General features: G+C 41.7%; 15 protein-coding genes. 10 read left to right on the forward strand and 5 right to left on the reverse strand.

All coding sequences use genetic code 11. From position 1 onward, the window contains the following. Positions 1-52: 52 nt before the first annotated feature. Positions 53-865 (reverse strand): 3D domain-containing protein, encoded by an 813-nt coding sequence (locus UFB30_RS03555; RefSeq protein WP_322420294.1) that lies wholly within the window; start codon positions 863-865, stop codon positions 53-55. Between the two features lie 212 nt (positions 866-1,077). Between UFB30_RS03555 and serC the strand changes: the two genes are divergently transcribed. The 3 genes from serC to UFB30_RS03570 all read left to right on the forward strand — a co-directional run bounded on the left by serC (position 1,078) and on the right by UFB30_RS03570 (position 4,995). After that, positions 1,078-2,157 carry a 3-phosphoserine/phosphohydroxythreonine transaminase gene (gene serC, locus UFB30_RS03560; protein ID WP_322420295.1) on the forward strand — a complete coding sequence of 360 codons (1,080 nt, stop codon included), beginning with the start codon at positions 1,078-1,080 and terminating at the stop codon, positions 2,155-2,157. 520 nt (positions 2,158-2,677) lie between these two features. After that, the gene (locus tag UFB30_RS03565; RefSeq protein WP_322420296.1) at positions 2,678-3,862 is read left to right on the forward strand and encodes a phosphoglycerate dehydrogenase; all 1,185 of its coding nucleotides are present in this window, start codon (positions 2,678-2,680) and stop codon (positions 3,860-3,862) included. A 674-nt stretch (positions 3,863-4,536) separates the two neighbouring features. Then, positions 4,537-4,995, forward strand: a complete 459-nt coding sequence (locus tag UFB30_RS03570; protein WP_322420297.1) for an IDEAL domain-containing protein — start codon at positions 4,537-4,539, stop codon at positions 4,993-4,995. A 297-nt stretch (positions 4,996-5,292) separates the two neighbouring features. On the opposite strand, the gene UFB30_RS03575 is transcribed toward UFB30_RS03570, so the two are convergent. Next, the gene (locus UFB30_RS03575; protein ID WP_322420298.1) at positions 5,293-5,460 is read right to left on the reverse strand and encodes a hypothetical protein; all 168 of its coding nucleotides are present in this window, start codon (positions 5,458-5,460) and stop codon (positions 5,293-5,295) included. Continuing rightward, positions 5,453-6,757 (reverse strand): helix-turn-helix transcriptional regulator, encoded by a 1,305-nt coding sequence (locus UFB30_RS03580; RefSeq protein WP_322420299.1) that lies wholly within the window; start codon positions 6,755-6,757, stop codon positions 5,453-5,455. The genes UFB30_RS03575 and UFB30_RS03580 overlap by 8 nt, the downstream gene beginning before the upstream one ends. A gap of 116 nt (positions 6,758-6,873) precedes the next feature. Here UFB30_RS03580 and UFB30_RS03585 point away from each other — a divergent pair, with 116 nt between their 5' ends. Next, positions 6,874-8,184 (forward strand): C40 family peptidase, encoded by a 1,311-nt coding sequence (locus UFB30_RS03585; RefSeq protein ID WP_435390786.1) that lies wholly within the window; start codon positions 6,874-6,876, stop codon positions 8,182-8,184. Positions 8,185-8,499: 315 nt separating this feature from the next. Here UFB30_RS03585 and UFB30_RS03590 read toward each other — a convergent pair whose 3' ends face one another. Beyond that, positions 8,500-11,154 carry an N-acetylmuramoyl-L-alanine amidase gene (locus UFB30_RS03590; protein WP_322420301.1) on the reverse strand — a complete coding sequence of 885 codons (2,655 nt, stop codon included), beginning with the start codon at positions 11,152-11,154 and terminating at the stop codon, positions 8,500-8,502. 432 nt (positions 11,155-11,586) lie between these two features. Here UFB30_RS03590 and UFB30_RS03595 point away from each other — a divergent pair, with 432 nt between their 5' ends. From UFB30_RS03595 to tagH, 6 genes are all read left to right on the forward strand, one after another. After that, positions 11,587-14,574, forward strand: a complete 2,988-nt coding sequence (locus tag UFB30_RS03595; protein ID WP_322420302.1) for a CDP-glycerol glycerophosphotransferase family protein — start codon at positions 11,587-11,589, stop codon at positions 14,572-14,574. Between the two features lie 76 nt (positions 14,575-14,650). Then, entirely contained in the window at positions 14,651-15,058 is a 408-nt protein-coding gene (gene tagD / locus UFB30_RS03600; protein ID WP_322420303.1) for a glycerol-3-phosphate cytidylyltransferase, read from the forward strand. Between the two features lie 6 nt (positions 15,059-15,064). Beyond that, positions 15,065-16,228, forward strand: a complete 1,164-nt coding sequence (locus UFB30_RS03605; RefSeq protein WP_322420304.1) for a CDP-glycerol glycerophosphotransferase family protein — start codon at positions 15,065-15,067, stop codon at positions 16,226-16,228. 27 nt (positions 16,229-16,255) lie between these two features. Then, positions 16,256-17,455, forward strand: coding sequence for a CDP-glycerol glycerophosphotransferase family protein (locus UFB30_RS03610; RefSeq protein ID WP_322420305.1), 1,200 nt, complete (start codon positions 16,256-16,258; stop codon positions 17,453-17,455). Between the two features lie 12 nt (positions 17,456-17,467). Beyond that, positions 17,468-18,274, forward strand: a complete 807-nt coding sequence (locus UFB30_RS03615) for an ABC transporter permease (RefSeq protein ID WP_322420306.1) — start codon at positions 17,468-17,470, stop codon at positions 18,272-18,274. Positions 18,275-18,288: 14 nt separating this feature from the next. Next, complete coding sequence (tagH, locus tag UFB30_RS03620; RefSeq protein WP_322420307.1) at positions 18,289-19,092, forward strand: teichoic acids export ABC transporter ATP-binding subunit TagH; 804 nt, start codon at positions 18,289-18,291, stop codon at positions 19,090-19,092. Between the two features lie 63 nt (positions 19,093-19,155). On the opposite strand, the gene UFB30_RS03625 is transcribed toward tagH, so the two are convergent. After that, a complete protein-coding gene (locus UFB30_RS03625; RefSeq protein WP_322420308.1) occupies positions 19,156-22,443 on the reverse strand; it encodes an SH3 domain-containing protein in 3,288 nt (1,095 codons plus the stop codon). Positions 22,444-22,501 lie beyond the last annotated feature (58 nt).

Here is a 22,501-nt window from a genome sequence, read left to right on the forward strand (position 1 = left end):
AAAAAAACCCACTGTCCAGCAGAACAGTGGGTACATATATGATAAACCTATATTAGTCTAGGATTTTAATATCTACTGTTTGAACGCCATAGTTAAGAGCATCCTGTTGAGAAGGGATAAATAGGTCGATCTTATTCCCTTTGATTGCGCCGCCAGTATCTCCAGCGATTGCTTCACCGTAACCTTCAACCCATACACGTGAACCCAGTGGAATTACATTAGGGTCTACTGCGATGACTTTCTGGTCAGGGTTTGAACGTAAGTCAATTCCTGTAGCCGTTACACCAGAGCAACCTGCACAGTATGCAGTGTATGCTGTAGCTGTTACTGTCATTTCCTGAGCTGCTTCAGATGATGGTGCTTCGCCACCAGTACCTTCTACACCTTCAGTTGACTGAGTTTGACCAGAGTCCTGAGCTACCTCTTCTTCAGCTGGCTCTTCCTGCTGTGCAGGCTGTGATTGTGGAGCTGCTTCAGCCTGTGCTGGAGCTGCTGCTTGTCCAGATACTGAGAATTCCTGTCCAGGGAAAATCAGGTCACTTGAAAGGCCATTCCAGCTCATAAGTTCACCTACAGTAATACCGTGTTCAGTAGCGATCTTATAAAGTGTGTCGCCTTTCACTACTGTATAAGTGTCATTTGAAGTAGCTTCTTCACCAGATACCTTAAGCGTCTGTTCCGGGAAAATTAAAGTAGAAGATAGATTGTTCCACTTCTGAATCTGTTCGACTGTTACATTATTATTTTGAGAGATGCTCCAAAGAGTGTCACCTTTTTTGACTGAGTAATCTGCTGCTGATGCTGACGCTGCTGCGCCTGTTGATAATGCTGCGATTGCTGTTAGTGCAACGATTTGCTTTTTCATAATTTGAATTACCTCCTTTTCACTAACAGGACCTAGCATAACACGCATACATTTCACAGCAATGTCAAAACAGTTAGAGGGAGATAACAATTACATTACGTGCTAATTTGTCTATACAGCGTTGACATGTGTGCACCTGAGGACTATACTATACTACATTATTGGAAAGGATAGTTTAATGATTTAAAGTGTAAGAGAGGAGTAGAATTTTGATGGATCGAGTCGTTAACTTTTCGGCGGGCCCCTCAGCAATGCCGCTCGAAGTACTGATGCGAGCGCAATCTGAACTCGTCGACACAAATCACGCTGGCATGTCGGTGATGGAGATGAGTCACCGATCGAAAGCCTTCGAAGACATTTTAGAGAACACAAAACACCTTTTGAAAAAAGTCATGAACATCCCTGAAAACTATAAAATTTTATTTTTACAGGGGGGTGCTTCGTTACAATTCAGCATGATCCCGTTAAATTTGTTACAAAAAGATCACGAAGCAGCCTACATTATTACAGGCTCATGGTCCCAAAAAGCGCTGAAAGAGGCTAAAAAGGTCGGACAAACCACTGTCATAGCAACATCCGAAGAGACCCAGTTTAGAAATATTCCGGATTTCTCTCAGATTACACAATTTGAAAAATTATCCTACGTACACATCACAGGTAACAATACAATAGAAGGAACACGGTTTACGGAACTGCCAAAAACAGATGCCCCGATCATCAATGACTGGTCTTCAGGTATTCTGTCAGAAGAAATTAACGTCAGCGACTACGGCGTGATCTATGCAGGCGCACAGAAAAATCTCGGACCATCCGGCGTCACCGTCGTAATCATCCGTGAAGACCTGATCGGGCACGCACCTGATCACCTGCCAACGATGCTTGATTACAAAACGCATGAAAAATCAGATTCACTCTACAACACACCACCGACATTCGGGATTTACATGATCGGTCTCATGCTCGAATGGATCGACTCACTCGGCGGTGTAAAAGAAATCGAAAAACGCAACCGTGAAAAAGCTTCTTTATTATATGAAACAATTGATCAGTCAAACTTATTCTATTCACCTGTTAAAAAGGAAGACCGTTCGCTAATGAACATTCCTTTTAAAACGGACAGTGAGGAAACAGATAAAGCATTTATCGAATTCGCAGCATCCAAGCAGCTTGTTGAATTAAAAGGCCACCGCTCAGTAGGCGGTATGCGTGCGAGTATGTACAATGCGATGCCGATTGAGCATGTGGAGCGGCTGTGCGATGCGATGCGGGAGTTTGAGGCGAAAATAAAATAGCGGATAACTTAAGCAATCGTTGATCTCCGTTTCAGGCGGACGCTTTCCTGGATGAGCCGTTTTCTGGCTCCATTAGACCTCCTCGGCTTCGGCTGTGGGGTCTCAGCGTCCAACTAATCGTCCCGGAGTTGCCGCCTTCCACTGCGATCAACTGAGTGTGAGGACCTTTACTTTCACTGTCTTAGTTATTTGAGAGAATCAAAAAAGTTATTCAGCTAATAAATACTTCTATATCTAGTTGAGTAGACCCAGTGTTAGTTATAAGTAATTAAAGCTTTTCGTAATCTGTAATTGTCTTTCTTCTATAATAATAGTAAGAAGCTACAAGATATTTAACATCCATCAGCTGGCAACCGGAGCGGAAGGTGGCGACTCCAACGGGATGTGACGGACAGGTGAGACCCCGCAGGTGCGAAGCGTCCGAGGAGGCTCACCGCCGTCCCCGTGGAAAGCGTCCGCCTGTAGCACAGGGCGCCCGCCTGGCAAATAAATTTATATAATTATCAGGAGGTTCTCTACGTTGACATACCAGATTCAAACCTACAACAAAATTGCCGATGCAGGATTAAAATTGTTAGACGAACAGTACAAGATCAACGAAAGCAATGAACCGGATGCGATTTTACTCAGAAGCCACAAGCTTCACAACCAGCCAATCCCTAACTCAGTTCAGGCCATTGCCAGAGCCGGTGCCGGAACCAACAACATTCCAATTGAACAGTGCTCCGAACAGGGTGTTGTTGTATTTAACACACCAGGCGCCAACGCAAACGCAGTAAAAGAGCTCGTCATCTCATGCCTGATCGCAAGCTCACGTAACCTGTTCCGCGCCGTTCAGTGGACACATTCTCTAAAAGGGGAAACTGAAATCCCTGAAAAAGTGGAAGCAAACAAAAAAGCGTTTATCGGTCATGAAGTAGCCGGCAAAAAGCTCGGTGTCATCGGACTGGGGAACATTGGGTCAGTCGTAGCCAATGACGCACTCGCACTTGATATGGAAGTCATGGCCTACGATCCATTCGTATCAGTAGACGTAGCCTGGACCATTTCACGCAGCGTCAAGCGCGTTCACCAGCTTGAAGAATTGCTGGCGCAATGTGATTTTATTACCATTCACGTCCCGCTCAGCCCGAAAACAACCGGCATCATTGATGAAAAAGCATTTAAAGCCATGAAAAAAGGGATTCATTTCATCAACTTTGCACGTGGAGAACTCGTGGATCACGCAGCATTGAAAAAAGCACTTGAAGACGGCACAGTCGGCAAATACATCACCGACTTCCCAAGCGATGACATCTTCGGTATGGATAACGTAGTCGCAACACCACACCTCGGTGCATCTACAACCGAATCTGAAGAAAACTGTGCAGTGATGGCAGCAAGGCAGCTGAAAAATTACCTTGAAACAGGGAATATCAAAAATGCGGTGAACCTGCCAAACGTCAGCCTGCCACTTACATCACCGGGCCGCCTGACGATCATGCACAGAAACATCCCGAACATGCTCGGACAATTCTCCCAGCTGCTCGCAGAACGCAACTTCAACATCGCAGACATGCTCAACCGCAGCCGTGGAGAATTTGCTTATACACTCATCGACATCGACAACAAACTGAACGATGAAGAAGCAGCAGACATCATGAACAGATTCCAGAAAATCGAAGGTGTGATCCGGGCAAGACACATTGCGAACGGATGGCACTAAAAACAGGAACTTCCTCTATTTATAATAGAGGGAGTTTTTTTCATTAGCGTGCTGTCAGTTACCTAAGGGCATGAAGAGGGAGGGTACTGGAATTGTGGGGGGGCGTTGCGACGGAGGTGGCGGAATCATTCGATAGGTGAATGAAATAAATGGAAAGGTGATGGAATAAAGTAAAAGGTGATCGAATTAATCGAGATCCGCCAGCCAGAGGGCGAATAAAAAAATTCATGACTTAATAAATTGAAAAGGTGATAGATATATTGTAAAAGGTGGCCGAATTAATCTCCAGCTCCCGACCTGACCCGTCTCCGTCAAACTCCACCCCATATGAAGTGCCAGCCAGTACCACGATAAACCTCTTCCCAGCCTGAAGCAGCCATCTCCAAAATGTGAACATCCCATGTCAAATGTGCATATATCAAAATTAATCAAACATTTATCCTTTTCATTTCTTGCAAAATATACGATAATTATGTTAAAGTACTGAATATTTAAAAAATATTCAACTTAATCTGACTTAACCGAAAAAAATACCCTGCCAAGTGATTCTGTATTGAAAAGTCAATGTATGGAGCGGGAGAACGAGTCACTCCACAACAGTCAGCTGAAGTTCCGGCAGACGTAACAGGACTGTGTAACACAGTCGAGACAGAAACAGAATAGGAGGGAGAACAATGATGCTGACCGTCAAGATGATGAAGCCGTTCTACACACTCCAGGAAGGCCATGAGCTTAAGCTGGTATTTGCCTACCAATATTTTTCGGTCATGAAAGGCGAAGAAATTTATCATTTTATTCCGGTGGAGTCTAACGAAATCAGGATTAACCTGAAGACAAAACAGGTAGAAAATTTAACAGATATATTCGTATTTCAACGCGGAACAAGAATTTTCAGAATACCCTTGTTTCAATTATTGCAGGTGTCTGATCTCATTGAACATCTCAGATCGATTTCACAATTTTATGTGGATCAAATACAAGCGGATGAGGAGGAGCAGGCGATGAATGATGAAATTATGAACCTTGAGATGCAAAACCTTTACCGTTTAATCGATAAAGCACTGTTGGAAGGAGACCGTGACCTGTTTATGCAGCTTACTAATCAGCTGAAAACAGAGGAGGCGGCCCAGTAATGGATGAATATTGTTTAACCACATAGAAAACCCTCTCAACTGTCAAACAGAAGAGAGGGTTTTTAAGTTGGGAAAAAAACCGAAAAATTTGTCAAAACGCGTCGAATGTTTTTTTGAAAAAACATTTTGTTCTGTGTAAATCCAATAGATTCCTCTAAAAAATTACAAAAATACAAAAAAAGTGCCGCCCGATTAATCGAGCGGCCAATGAGAGGGTATTGCTGGGTCATTTCATAATCTTATTGTAATATAAATTTAACGATTCGTCTATTGGGAAAATTGCGATTGAAAAAAATGTCAGGCTGCTGGTGGCAGTACAATTCTGTCCACATGTGGTGTAAAAACATCACGAGTACCTGCCAAATTTACTGATTCTGTTTCCGATCCAATATTAAAAGTGCCGAATGCACCTACCAATGAAAGAGCAATTAATAGTGAAGCTGAAGCTTTTTTAAGTTTATTCATTTGATCTTCTCTCCTTTGAAATCAATTTTCTCCATTGACTGTAGTAATGATTAACCTTCTCAACATCGCCTATTGACTCATAATAGTCGATAATCATTTCCAGTACTTCCAGTGCATCGCTAAAGCTTTGTAACTTAAGCAGGTGGGGATATAAGTATTTTACCGCATATTTTATGCCCGCTGGTTGGGAAAATTCATACTTTTCAAGAAAATTTGAATGGTGATAAAAGTATTTGTTTCCAATTATTGCATCAGTTTCTTTTAACAGTCTCATTCGCGAATGCCAACTTTTGTCAATGTCGTTTAATTTCACTTTACTTTCAAGCCATATTAATAAAGAGGTGCCGTAAGCATAGGAAAATGGTTCTGACAGTTCAATCGCTTCATCAGCTGCTTTCTTTGCCTTCGTATAATCTTTTACTAAATACAGGCAGCGGGCATAATTAATTAAAACGCCTGGATAAAGTGTTGCTTTAAAGAACATTCTCGTATTTCTTAGAAGCGATTTGTAGACTGTTAAAGCCTCTGAGTAAAGGCTCAACCTCATATAGCTAATTCCGAGGATCATTTGGGAATGAACCTGACGTGTGAAATTAGATTCAGCCACATATACATCATATGCTTTTTTACTGAAAGTTAGAGCAGCTTCGTTATCATTAATTGAAGTATATAAGTGAGACAATATATAACTTGCTTCAGCTACCCACATACCACCGATTGGAAGGGGGTTATTTAAGAACTCATGAACTGCTTTTAACCCCTCTTCATACTTTTCATTCATTGAATGATAAAAACCTCTAAAAAACAGTAAAATATTCTTCTCAACAGGGTCAAACGTGTTTTTTATCTTCTGAATCATTTTTAAAGATTCCTGCACACCTTGATGATCCCAATGAAACAGACAGTATCTTAACTTATATAAATGATATAAATTCACATACTCGCTGGTTAAAATATAATCTTCTTTTTCAAGAAGCTCTTGGTATAATTGTTCAATTGACTCACGATCATGCATGCAAATCGCATGCATAAATGCTTCTAGCGTATCCCGAATCTCCCTCAAATCCCCGGTAATATCCTGAAGCTTCAACCCCAGCTTTGAAAGCAGCAGGTTCACAGTTTCCTCATTCGCCGTATACATATTCGTCTCAATTTTACTCAGGTGTGAAATGGAACAGATGCCTTCCGCCAGGTCAGTCTGAGTCAGACCCTTTTTAGTACGATAGTATTTAATAATTGATCCAATGTTCATGAATAACACCTCTATTTCTATCAAAACTGTGTTGGTTTGTAACATATATAATATTTGTAATGAAATAGTAATATTCCAATGATGAAAAATGTTGTAAAATGACTAGGAGTATATTTTTATATATGTATCTTTAGTATGATTTCATTATACATGAAAAAGGGGTGCCTCATTTGAAAAAATGGATTTATTCAGTTTCAGCCACTGCAGCAGTTGCATCTTTTTTCGGTCTTCACGCTGAGGAAGCTTCAGCAAACACTCATACGGTAAATGCTGGCGATTCTCTATGGAAGATTGCAAATAAGTATAACGTATCAGTCAGTCATATCAAACAACTGAATAATATTACTTCAGAGATCATCCACCCGAACCAGGTTCTGAAGGTAAGCGCTTCATCAGAAAGTGCCGAACAGGGCCAGTCACAGGCACCTTCTCAAGGCAGCAGTCAGGGCAGCGGCTCTACATATACAGTTAAATCCGGTGACACGCTTTCAAAGATTGCACTCAGCACAGGAACACCATTATCTGAATTAAAATCTTTGAACAGCATTCAGGGTCACCTCATTTATCCGGGGCAGGTTCTGAAAACGAAAGGTGGCGCAACACAGGGTTCTTCAAACAATGTGTCACAGCCATCAACAGGTTCAGGAAGCACTGCTACAAACGGAACATATACAGTAAAAGCAGGCGATACACTATCTCACATTGCATCAAATCATGGGATGAGCCTCGCAAAATTAATGGAAATTAACAAAATCTCCGGTCACCTGATCTTTGTTGGTCAAAAGCTTAGCGTTTCAGGAACTGTAAGTGGTGGAAGCGGAAATTCAGGTTCATCAGGCAGTGTCAATACAGGCGGCGGTTCATCTGACCAAAGCAGTTCATCGTCTACTTATACAGTAAGAGGCGGGGACACACTCGGTAAGATCGCGATCATGTACAAAATGTCTCTATCTCAGTTAAAAAGCATTAATGGACTCAGTTCTGACCTGATCAGAGTCGGACAGGTACTAAAGGTAAGCGGTGATGGAAGCTCTTCAGGCGGAGGCAGCTCGACAGGCGGCTCATCAGGCCCTGTTCAGACAGTCACACCACCATCCGGTACCAGTGCAAGTGTCTCAACACTACTGTCAGTCGCACAATCAATGATGGGCGTACCATACGTGTGGGGCGGATCTTCACCATCCGGCTTCGACTGCAGCGGATTCATTAACTATGTGTATAATCAGGCAGGCTATGGCATTTCGCGTACAAACGCAGAAGGGCAGCACGCACGCTCTCATTACGTAAGCACACCTCAACTGGGAGACCTGGTATTCTTCGAAAATACATACAAAGCGGGCATCTCGCACGTAGGTATTTACATCGGCAACAACCAGTTCATCCACGCAAACGACGGTGGCGTACAGATTACGAGTCTTAATAACTCTTACTGGAAATCAAAGTTCGAAAGCTTCAAGCGATTTTATAAGTAAACAAAAAAGCAGACTGCGCGTCTGCTTTTTTTGTTTGGGGTAAAAAAAGAGCGGAGGCAGGGTCTGTCCCTGTCTCCGCTCTCCGTCCGGTGACTAGCGAAGAGAGGGTCTGTCCCTGTCTCCACTCCTCGCCCGGTGGGCAGCGAAGAGAGGGTCTGTCCCTGTCCCTGTCTCCACTCCTCGCCCGGCGGCTAGCGAAGAGAGGGTCTGTCCCTGTCTCCACTCCTCGTCCGGTGGTTAGCGAAGAGAGGGTCTGTCCCTGTCTCCACTCCTCGTCCGGTGACTAGCGAAGGCAGGGTCTGTCCCTCCCTTCACTCAATCCAAACTAAAATACTGCAATAGCCCTTCAAAAACACCTTCTGCTGTCAGTTGTCGGTAGTAGCTGCTTCTGAGTTTGACTGCGTCGTCCGGGTTGTCCATGAATCCTACTTCGAGTAGGGCACTTGGGATTTTTGTTTCGCGGACGACGTGGTAGTTGCCTTCTGCGACGCGGCGGTAGCTTGTGCCGATTTTGTCGATGACTGCGTCCTGGACGTTAAGGGCGAGTCTTTGGCTGTTCGCTGCTTCGTAGCGGCTGTACCAGAATGTTTCGGTTCCTCGTGCTAATCCATTGAATGCGTTCGCATGGACGCTGAGGAATAATTCTCCGCCTGAGTTGTTGGCGATTGCTGCTCTTTCGTGTAGTTCAAGGAAGCGGTCTGTTGTGCGTGTCATGATAACATTGGCACCAGCGTTTTCAAGGATTCTCTGTGAGCGCAGTGAGATATCGAGTACGAGCTCTTTTTCGAGCATGCCGCCTGCGATTGCGCCTGAATCTTTACCGCCATGACCGGCATCTAGTACGATAGTTCTGCCTTCAAAGCTTCTGACATCGTCTTTATGGACATAGCCTGTTGTTGCACGGCCGTCTACATAGACAGTTGCCTGGAACCAACTGCCTGTGAATGTGCGATAGATTAAGCGTGAGCCGTAGCTGTATGATTTAAGCACGCCGCTGCTTTTAGAGGCGCTTGCGTATACGTTTGTTGATGATTTGTATGCTGCGCCTACGATTCTTTTTTGTTTGGCAATTGCGTTTTCTACGTGGTCTGCATGAATGTAACCAGTTGTCGGTCCACCATTTACATAGACAGTTGCACGGTACCAGTCTGAAGTGAATGTTTCGTATTGCAGTACCTGACCGGCAGCATAGCTTTTTAAGACGCCTGAGCCAGTTGAAGCCTCTGAATAGACGTTTGTTGGTGACATGACGCCGACTCCGGTCAGTGGAACGGGTGACTGGGTATAGCGTTCAACGTCGTTGCTGTGAATGTAGCCTGTATGGGCTGAGCCGTTGACATAGACGGTAGCCTCATACCAGTTAGCATTGTAATAACGATATTTTAAAATAGAACCTTTAGAATAGGTTTTTAGTGCACTGGATGATGTGCTTCTTTCCGAGTAGACAGCGGTTGGACTTTTTAGTGCAATACCGCTGATCAGAGGTGGCTTGTCGCCGACATCATTTGCATGGATATAGCCTGTCCGGGCTTTGCCGCCTACATAAACAGTTGCAGCGTACCAGTTACCAGAGTATGAGCGGTACTGCAGGGAGCTGCCGGCAGGGTATGATTTTAAAACTGATCCATTCTGATCCGTGCCCGAGTAAACGTTGGTCGGATCCTTTAAGCCATAACCTCTCAGGCTTTCAGATGTATCTGATAGCAGGTCAATATCATCTGCATGGATAAAACCGGCATGTGCTTCGCCGCCGATATAGACATTTGCACTGTACCAGCTGTCAGAGTAATATCTGAATTGAAGGGTTGATCCTTCACTATAAGACTTTAAGACTGTGCCTCTATCAGTTGCAGCATAGACATTTGTCGGTGATTTTAATGCGATTCCCTTGATAACGGGGTGTTCAGTCGCCACTGTACGGGAAGTCTGATTCTCTTCTTCGCCTTCTAACAGGACGTCATCCGCATGGATATAGCCAGTATGTGCCTGCCCGCTTAAATAGACGGTTGCTTTATACCAATTATCAGAATGGGATTTAAATTGCAAAGTAGATCCTTCACTGTAAGATTTGAGAATCTCGCCTCTTTCAGTTGCAACATATACGTGTGTTTTATTTTTGAGTGCAGTCCCTTTGATCACGGGCTCTTCTTTAATAGAAGTTACTGCGCTCATGCTCATCATTGAAGATTGTGCAGAGACTTCTGCATTTTCTTCATCAAGTACTTTATCTTCTTCTGTGCTTTCTTTTTCAATCATTGTTTCTTTGTCAGTTTCAGTATCCTGGTCGTTATTTTCAACTTCAGCCTCATCGACTGCCGGATCCTGTTCTTCAACTTCAGTCTCATCAACCGCTGGATCCAGTACTTCGACTGCGGTCTCAACGTCTTCTGCGGCTGTTTCTTCAGCTCCAGGAGCTTCTTCATTATGTATAGAAGGATCTGATGTAAGGCTTTCTTCGGCCTGTTCAGTGTCCTCTGCAATAATTTCAGTCTCTGCTTCTTCCTGTAGTTGTTCTTCGTACAGCTTCAGAAATTCAATAAAATCAGCTTTGTTTGCTTCCAGTGAAATGAGGGTATCTTTGTTAATTAACGGGTTTGAGTTTTCTTCAGCTGTCTGAAGGGCTGTTTCGTCCTCTGAAAGCAGAAACTCATTTGAGATCCACCCGGTTTTCCATTCGGCATTTTCTGGTGATGTACGAGTCACGGGAAATGTAATCAGCGTTTGATCCTGACCTTTTTCCAGCACTTTTACCCAAAAAGCACCATTGAATTCATATTCAATTTCATTTGCTTCAGAGGTGTTATTTTCATAGAGCGGCGGTGTCGAATCTTCGTTGTTCTGATGAACCAGAGCCAGTTCAATGACCTCTCCGGATCCATCCGACTCATTATCCTGTTCTGCAAATGTCTGCAGTGGAAATGCCTGCATCATCAACAGAAACATGATAACGAGTAGACTTACTTTCTTCATTTTATCCCTCCAGATTAAATTTAAAAAATTACACCAAATGACAACTTTTACAAACATGGTCTGACCAGACTATTATAAATAATATCGTCAGACAATATAATATATTAAAATAAATTAATATAAAAATGTATTAAATGACTTATTTTTATGTAAAATATGGGATTTATTAATTCTTTTAACTCCTCTTTCTGCTATTCTATGAAACGTTTTAAGAGAAGGGATGGGGAGATTTCATGCTGGATTTTGGCGTGAAATTTGTACGGAGGTCGTATGGTTCAGCCTTGATTAGACATTTTTCAATGAATATAATTTAAATGGTAAACTTCGTTAAATAAATGAAATATGAGATGAGACGAATCTGTATGATTCATTGTGCTAAAATAGACTAATGGATGAAATGCAGAAATTATAGATGAAGGGGAAATTCTTCAAATGGAAAGTAATACGAGTAGGGTTTTAAGAGTATCTAAGAGAGTTTTAAGAAAAAGAGCAGGAAAGCTGAAACAAAAAATGTTAAAATCTGCTAGAAGTGAGGTAGCAGCAACAAATCTCACATTAAAAGACGGGTTACTTACAATAGAAGGAACAGCAAAGTTTTTACATTATACAAATGAAGGTAAGAATCCGATTTCGCTGAGCCTTGCTGATGCTGAAAGCAAAAAGACAATAATCAGAGCTGAAGCGATAATAGATACTGTAATGGGTCACATATTGCCTGTAAAAAAATCAACATTTTCAGCAAGCTTTAATTTGAAAAAATATAACGAAAATGGTGAGTTGAATGGTAGAAAACTTGATGTGTTCCTCCATTTTAAGGGTTTCGTGAACAGAACATACAGGTTATATATACCAGTCAAGAAGCTTTCAAACGGTTTTATGAATGATTACAATCGTGACAATCAAGCAATTTATTATCCGTATAGAACTTCTTATGGGAATTTAAGTATTCTTATATTGTCGAATAATGATCAGGAACGATTAAAAACGATACCCAATTTACTGACAGGATATCAAATGAATAATGGAGAGCTGAGTCTTAGCGGATGGTTTGACTCAGATTTTCTAAGCTTTTTTGATTTAAATCCTGAAGACCTTTCATTAGTGGTGAAAAGAAGAGGTTCAGCTAATAATTGGGAGTCTGAAATAAATGTAACAGGAGAACATTGGAAAGCTAAAGTAAACATTTATGATATTAATTTCTCTAAAGGCGTTTGGGATTTTTATCTCAGTCTTAAAAAAGGCCATATGCTGTTACATCGGATAAGGCTCTCTAATAATGAAGTTTTCAATGAAAACAGAACATTTTATGTGCCTGCAGAAAAGGAATCCTTAAAAGGTGTTTGTTATAGAACAAAACAGAATGGCTTTTCAGTTAATATACAAGCTACAATGATTCGTGCTACTTCTCTTGAAATTGAAAATTTAAATGGAGACATTCAGTTCCGAACAAATTTTTCGAAGAGTGGCCTGAACCTATCAGAAGATCAAACATTAAAAGCGTTGACTTTAACATTTATACAGAGAGATACAAACCAAGAGGTCAGTTTTCCTCTAAATTATGAACTAAACCAGTTAAGTACACATGTACAGACTGCCTGTTCGTTTAAATATAATGACATTTTAGATGAATTTGGTATCACCAAAAAAATCTGGGATGCATATCTGGATGTGGAAACAAATACCGACAGGCTCCGTATGAGAATTAAAGCTCGTAGTAGAATAATGTCCCAAACTTCTAAGCAGAACTATTTTAAAGATCAATCTATGTACTCAATGTATTTTTATCAGACGATCTATAAGCGTTTGTCACTGGTATACTCTTTAGTTCCTTTAAGAAGAACTGTCAGTGACTACCGGTTTGACAAGCTTAATCTTATTCTACAGGGAAAAGCTTATATCGATTCATCTGAATTTGAGAATGATTCGGCAACAATCCTAAATATTGTGGCAAAAAACAGAGTGACAGAAGAGGAAATTTTTGTTCCATGTAAAAAACTCAATTCAGGCGTATTAAAACGCGTGTTAGGCAAGGCGCAGGCAAAAGGAATAAATTTTGAGGTGGAAATTTCACTCATTGAACTTCAGGGATTAATTGATACTGCGAAAGATATCATTGATTTTTATATTGAAGCTTCAACAGAAAAAGTCACTCGCCGAGAGAAAATCGGACTGAAAAAATATCGATATTATAAAGATGATGTTCTTGCTGCCACTGAATTACCTTCGAAATATGAAGGCGTGGATATCAGTTATTGTTTGACAATTACGCCAAGGGGTAATCTAAAGATTGAAACATTCAAATTAGAGAAGCGTTTTAAGGAAAGTCTGCTGAGTGTCAAAGGGGAAGAAGAGATCTGGCTGATCGGTGAACGTCCGGATACAGCACAGGATACGGGCTATCACTTTTTCCGCTACTGCCGCCGAAATTTCCCGGACCAGCCGGTGTATTATGCGATCAATGGTGACTCAAAGGATTTGAAGAACATCGAGCATTTAGGAAATGTCCTGATTGCCGGGACACCGGAGCACTTTGAGATTGCTTCAAAAGCAAAGGTGCTGATCGGATCGCACGACTTTGACTACTTCCTGCCATTCAAGGGGATTCAGTCACCGGGGTATAAGGATACAGTCAAGGTATTCCTTCAGCACGGCGTCCTGGGCCGTAAAAAAGTGGAGTACAATAAAAAGTTTTATAAATATCCATTTGATATTTTCTGCGTCAGCTCAACTGATGAAAAGCATATGGTGATGGATCAGCAGGGCTATACGGATCAGGATGTCAGGGTAACCGGACTTTCGAGATTTGATCAGCTGCTGCAGGATCATAATCCTAAAAGAGAGATTCTGCTGATCCCGACCTGGAGAGAGTGGCTGAATACGACTGACGCTCTTTTAGAGTCAGAGTACTTAAAGCGGTATACAGGATTTCTCAAAAATCCGAGGCTGCTTGAGCTGTTAAAGAAGCATAATCTTAAATTAAATTTCTATCCTCACTACCGCATGCAGCAGTTTTTCGATGAATTTGGCACGGATTTTGACCCGTCGATTAACCTGATCAAGCTTGGGGAGAAAAATGTGCAGGATCTGCTGAAGGATAATGCGCTGATGATCACTGACTTTTCAAGTGTGTCATTTGATTTTACTTACTTAAGTAAACCGGTTATTTTCTATCATTTTGACCGGGACTCATTCTTTAAAGGCGGCATCATGAGACCATTTGATGAAACGTTCCTCGGGGATGTGGCTTCAGAAGAGGATCAAATGATCAGCTATATTGAAAAGAGCATTGAAAATAACTTCGCTGAAAAAGAAGATGTAAAGGATAAAAAAGGCATGATTTTCGACTACGTTGATCAGCATAACTGTGAGCGGATCTACAGCGAAATTCAGCGGGCAATCAAGGAAAAAGCCAAAGCATAATTGAAAGGGGCCGGACACGCTGTTGAAAAGGCCCCTCCGCTTTGCGCCAGTCAATACTGTAAAAGGAGCGTTAACAATGGATGATAACAAAAAAGTTGTACTGACCTATGGAACATATGATTTATTGCATTGGGGACATATTAATCTGCTGAAGCGTGCGCGCGAGCTTGGCGATACGCTGATCGTTGCATTATCAACAGATGAATTTAACCAGAAAAAGCACAAGGATGCGTATCATTCATATGAACACCGCAAGCTGATCCTTGAGTCGATCCGCTATGTAGATAAAGTAATCCCTGAAGACAACTGGGAGCAGAAGGTCAATGATGTGATTGAGAATAAAGTAGATATCTTTGTGATGGGTGATGACTGGAAGGGTGAGTTTGATTTCCTCGCTGAATATTGTGATGTCGTATACCTTGACCGCACAACCGGTATCTCTACTACAAAAATTAAAAAGGACTTGCTGGGTGGCAGCAGATAACAAATGATGAGCGACGCAATCAAGTCCATTTATTTAGTAATCATTTATCTCCTCTTTTCATTTTATAAGCTGCGCCCTTTACAAAAGAGTGCCGTATTTTATGCAAGCTTTGAACAGAACACAATCTATATTCTTGATGAGCTGCTCAGAAGAAATCCCGATATCAGGGTTACAGTGATCTGTAAGGATTCCATCCGTGATAAGTTCAATCATTATCCTGAGGAGTCAATTACACTGCTGTCACTGAACCGGCAGACTGATCTCCTCAGGAGAATGTATCATACGGCAGTATCAAAGGTCGTAATTGTAGATAATTATTATGCAGAGCTGTCTGCCATGAACTTTAAAAAGGGTGTTGAATGCATTCAGATCTGGCATGCCAATGGTGCGATCAAAAGCTTTGGCCTTGAAGACAGAGGTAACATTGACAGAACGCAGGTCGCGATCCGCAGGTTCAAAAGTGTCTACAAACACTTCACGAAGATTGTTGTCGGTTCTGATGAGATGGCAGAGGTGTTTAAAAGAGCATTTGGTGCAGCAGATGAAGTCTTTTTAAAAACAGGCGTACCAAGAACCGATTTGTTTTTTGATACACCCGTGTTAAAATCTCATAGACGTGAGTTCTTCAGGAAATATCCGACGCTGGAAGGTAAAAAGCTGGTTCTCTATACGCCAACCTTCAGGGATGCTGATGATCACAGATATGATATTGATTTTGTCTCGATTCAGCAGCAGTTAGGGCAGGATTATGCCTTTATCATTAAAATGCACCCTGCTACTAAGCAGATATTGAATATACCGGATGATCCTGACAGTATTTTTATTACGGTGGACCGGACATTCGAAGTGAATGAGCTGCTGCCGGTTGCGGATGTGCTCATCACAGATTATTCATCTATTCCATTTGAATTTTGTCTGCTGGAAAAGCCGATGATCTTTTTTGCATATGATCTGGAGGAATATATTCAGGACAGAGGAATCTGGAGCGACTACGCGGAATTTGTGCCGGGACCGGTTGTAAAGACGACTGACGCACTTGTCAGAGAAATACAGTCTTCTCATGGAAAGCCCGTAGATCCTTCCTATCAGACATTTTGTGAAAAGTGGAACAAATACTCTTCAGGTGAAGCCGGCAGTAAGCTTGCAGACTATATCCTGAACAAAATATAGTGAAATCTTCACGCAGCGGAGGAAATTATGATATACAGGTTATTTAGAAAAGTGGCAGGAAAGGTCTATGGAAATGTCATTAAACGGCTGTTTTCTGTGCTTGGCAAATTGCCGAAGAAGAAAAATGTGATCATTTTTGAAAGCTTCCATGGAAAGCAGTACAGCTGTAATCCAAGGGCAATCTATGAATATATGAAAGACAACCGGCCTGGCTATGTGATGTACTGGAGCGTTGATACGAAAGGGATGAAGGTTTTCGAGTCACGCGACGTGAATGTGCTAAAGAAGTTTTCCCCTAAATGGGTATACATGATGGCCCGTGCAAAATACTGGGTGATCAATACGCGTGTGCCGGTGTGGATGCAGAAGCCGAAAAAGACGGTATACCTGCAGACATGGCACGGAACACCGCTGAAAAAGCTCGGGATTGATATTGATGACGTGCAGATGCCCGGCACAACGACTGAAAAGTACAGAAAAAACTTTTTGAAGGAAGCAGCGCAGTGGTCTTACCTGATTGCGCCTAATCAGTATTCAGCTGATATTTTCAGAAAGGCATTCGGCTTTTCAGGAAAGATGCTCAACTCAGGCTACCCGAGAAATGATATTTTACACAATGAAAATAATGAAGCAGTGATCAATCAGCTGAAGGATAAGCTCGGCATTGACCGAGAGAAAAAAGTGATTTTATATGCGCCTACCTGGAGAGATGATGAATATTTCGAGGTGGGAAAATATAAATTTTCATTAAAGCTTGATCTTGCTAAGATGCAGGAAGCGCTTGGTGATGAATATGTCATCCTGTTAAGAATGCACTATTTGATTGCTCAGCACCTTAACATTGCAGATTATGAAGGTTTTGCTTATAATGTATCAGGTTATGCAGATATCCGGGACCTGTATTTAGTGTCTGATCTGCTCATCACAGATTATTCATCTGTCTTTTTTGATTATGCAAACTTAAAGCGTCCAATGATCTTTTTTGTCTATGATATTGATAAATACCGTGATGATTTAAGAGGATTTTATATTGATTTTGAGCAGGAAGCACCTGGTCCGCTTGTAAAAGATAACGATGCGTTACTTGAAGCAATCCGCAATGCTGACAGCACGGATGAAATAGATGAAGCCTTCTACCGGAAGTTCTGTGCCTGGGAAAATGGGCGTGCCAGCGAGCGGGTTGTAGCAGCTGTGTTTGATGAGCAATCAAATTCTATAAGAAAGTGATAGGATGATTACATGAAAGCGTTATGGACTGTCATAAAAGAACAAATCGATAACTTTTATCTGATTCAAAGACTCGGTTTGTTTGAAATTAAAAGTACAAATAACAATAACTACTTAGGTTTTGCCTGGGAGCTGATTAATCCGGGGATTCAATTACTCGTTTTCTGGTTTGTATTCGGTTATGGAATCCGAGAGAATGAAGGCGTCGATGGCGTTCCTTTTTTCTTATGGCTGTTTGCCGGGTTGTTAATCTGGTTTTTTGTTCAGCCTTCGATTCTGCATGGTTCAAAATCGATCTATACAAGAATTAAAATGATCGCAAAAATGAGCTTTCCAACCAGTGCGATTCCAAGCTTTGTGATGATGTCAAAGTTTTACCCGCATTTGGCGCTGCTGGCAATCGCGGTCGTGATCTTTCAATTTTCCGGTTTTCCAATCTCGGTTTATTATTTGCAGATTCCGTATTTTATGTTTGCAACGATTGTATTTGTCTTTGCGATTAACTTAATTACTTCAACACTTGCGACGATTATCCGTGATGTGCAGATGATTGTACAGGCTGTACTCAGAATGCTGATCTACGTGTCACCAATTCTATGGGTATCATTCCGTCTGCCGGAATTCGTCCAGGTCATTATGAAAATCAACCCGTTATACTATCTGATTGAGGGCTACAGAGCAGCATTCTTTTATCAGAACTGGTATTTCATTGAGCAGTGGGAGTACACGCTCGGATTCTGGACAGGTATGTTTGTCTTACTATTGATCGGCTCAATGATTCATGTGAAATTCAGAAATCAGTTAATTGATTTCTTATAATTAGGATGTGCCTTATGGAAAAATCAATCATTGTTAATAATGTTGCGAAAAGATATAAGTTATATCAGAAGCCGTCTGAGAAAATACTGGACCTGCTACTGCCAAAAAGCTACGGGGAGGAGTTCTTTGCGCTCCGCGGTGTAAGCTTTGAAGCGGAAAAGGGTGATGTAATCGGATTTATCGGGGTAAACGGCTCAGGGAAGTCAACGCTCTCCAATATTCTTGCGGGGATTGTGCCGCCAACGTATGGAGACGTTACGATAAATGGACAGACTGCGCTGATTGCTGTGCAGTCTGGACTGGATAATAACCTGACCGGGCGCGATAACATTGAGCTGAAATGTCTAATGCTTGGTTTTACCAAGGAGCAGATCAAGGAGCTTGAGCCTGAGATTATTGATTTTGCTGACCTTGGGAAGTTTATTGATCAGCCGGTGAAGAGCTATTCGAGCGGGATGAAGTCACGTCTTGGATTTGCGATCTCTGTCACGATTGATCCTGATATCCTGGTAATTGATGAGGCCCTGTCAGTAGGGGATAAGTCATTCGCTGAAAAGTGTCTGGATAAAATGAATGAATTCAAAGCCCGTGGAAAAACAATCTTTTTTGTCAGCCACTCAGTTGGTCAGATGAAAAGGTTCTGTGATAAAGCGCTATGGCTTGAGTTCGGTAAAGCAAAGGAATTTGGTCCGATTGAAGAAGTAATGCCAAAATATGAAAAGTTCCTTGAGGAATATAAATCAATGTCCAAGAAGGAACAGAAGACGTTCAGACAAAAAGGTGCTGAATTGCAAAGTGCATATGAGCCAATCACATGATTGTTTTTTAAGACATATAGAAGCACCCTGAATGCTTAACCATTCAGGGTGCTTTTTTCTGGATTATTTTCTTTCAATTAGATACGTTTCATTTGAAGTTCCACTGCTAATCCAGCCAGTTCCACCATTAAATCGAATCTGGTACCATTCGTTGTTTTTCACAAATTCACCACTACGAGTGATACCAATTAGAAGCTGACCTTTTGTCACGCTGCCGATGATGTTGTCATTGTTACTGGTATTTGTGCTTGAACGTACTCTTAGTGAATCTGTTACCACTTCAAGTACATTACTCACAGTAACATAGCCTGCTGATACCCAACCGGTCTGGCCATTATACTTTACCTGATACCAGCCAAGTCCATTCTCGCCAACTATATCGATTACAGTATCACGAGGGATATTTGCAAGAATTTTACTATTTGTAGTAGATGGCTTATCACGGAAGTTCAGGTTATCAGTGACTGTGCCTTTTGCCCCGGCAGGGAATGGATAGAATTCCTGTGGTGGTCCTGGTAATGGATCTGGCGTGCCGGAAATGTTTGGTACATCAAAAATTAATGTATAATCACTTAGATCCTTATACATATTTTGGATTCTTGTCGTCTGGGATAATGCCCAGCTGACATGTGTGGCGTATTGGTGCGTTGCAGGATTTTCAGGATTCCACTTCATTTTGTAGAGTGTGTCCTGGCCTGCAGAGATATAGCCACTTGAAATAAATCTTGCGCCTCCAATAATAGCTTGTTCAGGTGTAAACCACCCCTCATTATAAGCCCGCTTTGAGCCCTCAGCAACAGCAGCTCCATCAATTGCACCAATTCCAAACATATTGTATACGGTTTGTCCGTTGTACTCTACACCTTGTGCGAGAGGGGAAGTACCATTACCTGTCTCATGGAGAGCGTGAGAAATCAGGTACAACTCATTCACACCGTGCGTTTTGGAAGCTTGAATAAACGTGCTGCCCAAGCCTTCAAGTATCCCCTTGCCATTCAATACTTTTGAATTTAATTCAGAAGCAGTGGTTCCGGCAGGTTCAGATAGCACAAGAAACTGAAAATAAGAAGGGTCATTACGGTCAGCAAAGTTTGCAGGGTTCATATAATAGGATACAAGGTTTCTTGAAGCATCATAAAGTCCCTGACCATCAGCTTTCGGCATTCCTTGGCTCATTTGCAGATCAAGCATCGTGTTGAATGAAGTTGAATAATTAGTTTTATTAATAATCTCTTTAGAAGTATTCACATGAGTTTTGTGAATATATCCTGTTTTTCTTGATCCATTCACATAGACACTAGCTTCATACCAATTCTCTGAAAAAGTTTTGAATTTTAAAAGTGAATATTTGGAATAACTCTTTAACACGCCTGATCTTAAAGATGGACTCGCATAAACACTTGTGGGTTCAAAGTTTGCCCGTCCTTCTATAGCAGTTTGATTTTCAACTGCTATTTCAATATCACTCGTGTGAATATAACCTGTTCTTGCTTTTCCACTCACATAGACCGTAGCCTTATACCAGTTTTGGGAAAATGAGCTGAACTGAAGAACAGTGCCAGGTGGATAAGACTTTCTGATATCAGACGAGCTTGAAGCAAGTGAGTATACATTCGTCGGATTCTTTAAAGAAATCCCCTGTAGTGAGTTAGACACTTCATTGATATTTTCGACATCTGATTTATGGATATAAACCAAATGAGGCTGCCCGCTCAGGTAAATCTTAGCCTGATACCAATCAGCTGAATATGTTGTATAAGAGAGAATTGTTCCCTGAGCATAACTCTTCTTTGCCGGAGAGTTTTTATCAGCTGTTGTATACACATTGGTCGGGGCATTTAAGGCAATCCCTTTTAACGGACTTAATGAATCAGTTTTTAATTCAACGTCCGCAGCATTTATATACCCGATTCGCGCAATTCCATTCACGTAAACCTTGGCAATATAGAACTGGTCAGAATAATCACGGAAAGAAAGGATGGTTCCCTGACTATAACTTTTCCAGACACCTGAACCTGTGCTTGCAGATTGATAGACATTTGTATTCGGCTTAAGTGCTACACCTTCAAGTGCTTCAGCTTCCGGCTGCTGTGAATCTGAAATATCATTCGCGTTAATGAAACCGCTTCTGGCTTTTCCGTTCACATAAACCGTAGCCTCATACCAATTTTCTGAGTATTGAGTGTAGACTAGTCTGCTTCCAAAAGGATATTGCTTTAATACGCCTGAGTCTCTGGAAACATTTGAAAATACATTCGTAACCAGCTTTGAAGCGTATCCGCTGTCTCTTACAGGATTTGATACCAAAGTATCTACATCATTCACATGAATAAATCCTGAGCGTGCACGACCGTTCACATAAACCGTAGCGCTGTACCATTCAGATGACAGTGTACGATAGACGAGCTCACTACCTCTTGGATAGCTCTTCAGCACTGCAGACGATCTGCTTTGGTCAGAATAAACATTAACAGTCGCTGCAACTCCCACACCTCTCAACGTTTCTTCAACTGCAGCTGCCTGGAAAGTGCGTGCCATTGAAAAAGTTGAAGGCTGCTCAGTGATTTCTTCAGCTTCTTCTGTTTTTTCTTCTGTTACAGTTGCTTCATCAGTGCTTTCTTCAGTTTCTAAAGCTTCTTCTTCAACAGCTTTTTCCTCTGAAGGGACCGCTTCTTCAATAATTACTTCTTCTGACTCAGCAGGGGCTTCTGCCTCATCCTCAGTTAGCGCAGGCTCTTCAAGCTTGCGTTCTTCAAGTAATTGAAGTGACTCTTCTTCTGTGAACAAAAGCTCAGCATCAACATAACCTGTAAAAACTTCTTCAGTTTCAGCGTCAGTATACGCGACAAGTATGTAGGAAGGTTCTTCACTTTCCAGTTCAGTTGTCACTTCAGCCGAAGCTTCTTCTGATTCAGTTGGTTCAGCTGCAACTTCTTCAACTGTTTCTTCTGTTACTTCAGTAGAAGTCTCTTCAACAGCTTCCTCAGATACTGCCTCATCCTCAGATGCTTCAGTAGCCGGTTCTTCTGTTACCTCGTCTTCAGTAGCAGTCTGCTCATCAGCTTCTGTGCTTTCAATATTTTCAGAGACGGGCGTCTCAGCTTCTTCAGTGACTTCTGTAACTAATTCAACTGCTGTACCATCTGTAAGTGTCAGTACCACTTCACTGTCGGGATTTTCTGATTCCAGCAGGTCAATCTCAGATGATGCATCTTCACCATGAATGAATCTGATTTCTTTTTCCTGCTCTTCAGGTACCAGTTCTTCCTGCGCGTAACTGATAGATGGGAAAAGTTGCAGAATCATGGCGAATAACATGATAAAAACCGGAATTGATTTAACCTTCTTCAATCCTTACACCTCATTTTTAAATAGTAAACTGTACTCATGAACCTCCTCCAGCATTGAT

The organism is Jeotgalibacillus haloalkalitolerans (assembly GCF_034427455.1).
Taxonomy (GTDB): domain Bacteria; phylum Bacillota; class Bacilli; order Bacillales; family Jeotgalibacillaceae; genus Jeotgalibacillus; species Jeotgalibacillus haloalkalitolerans.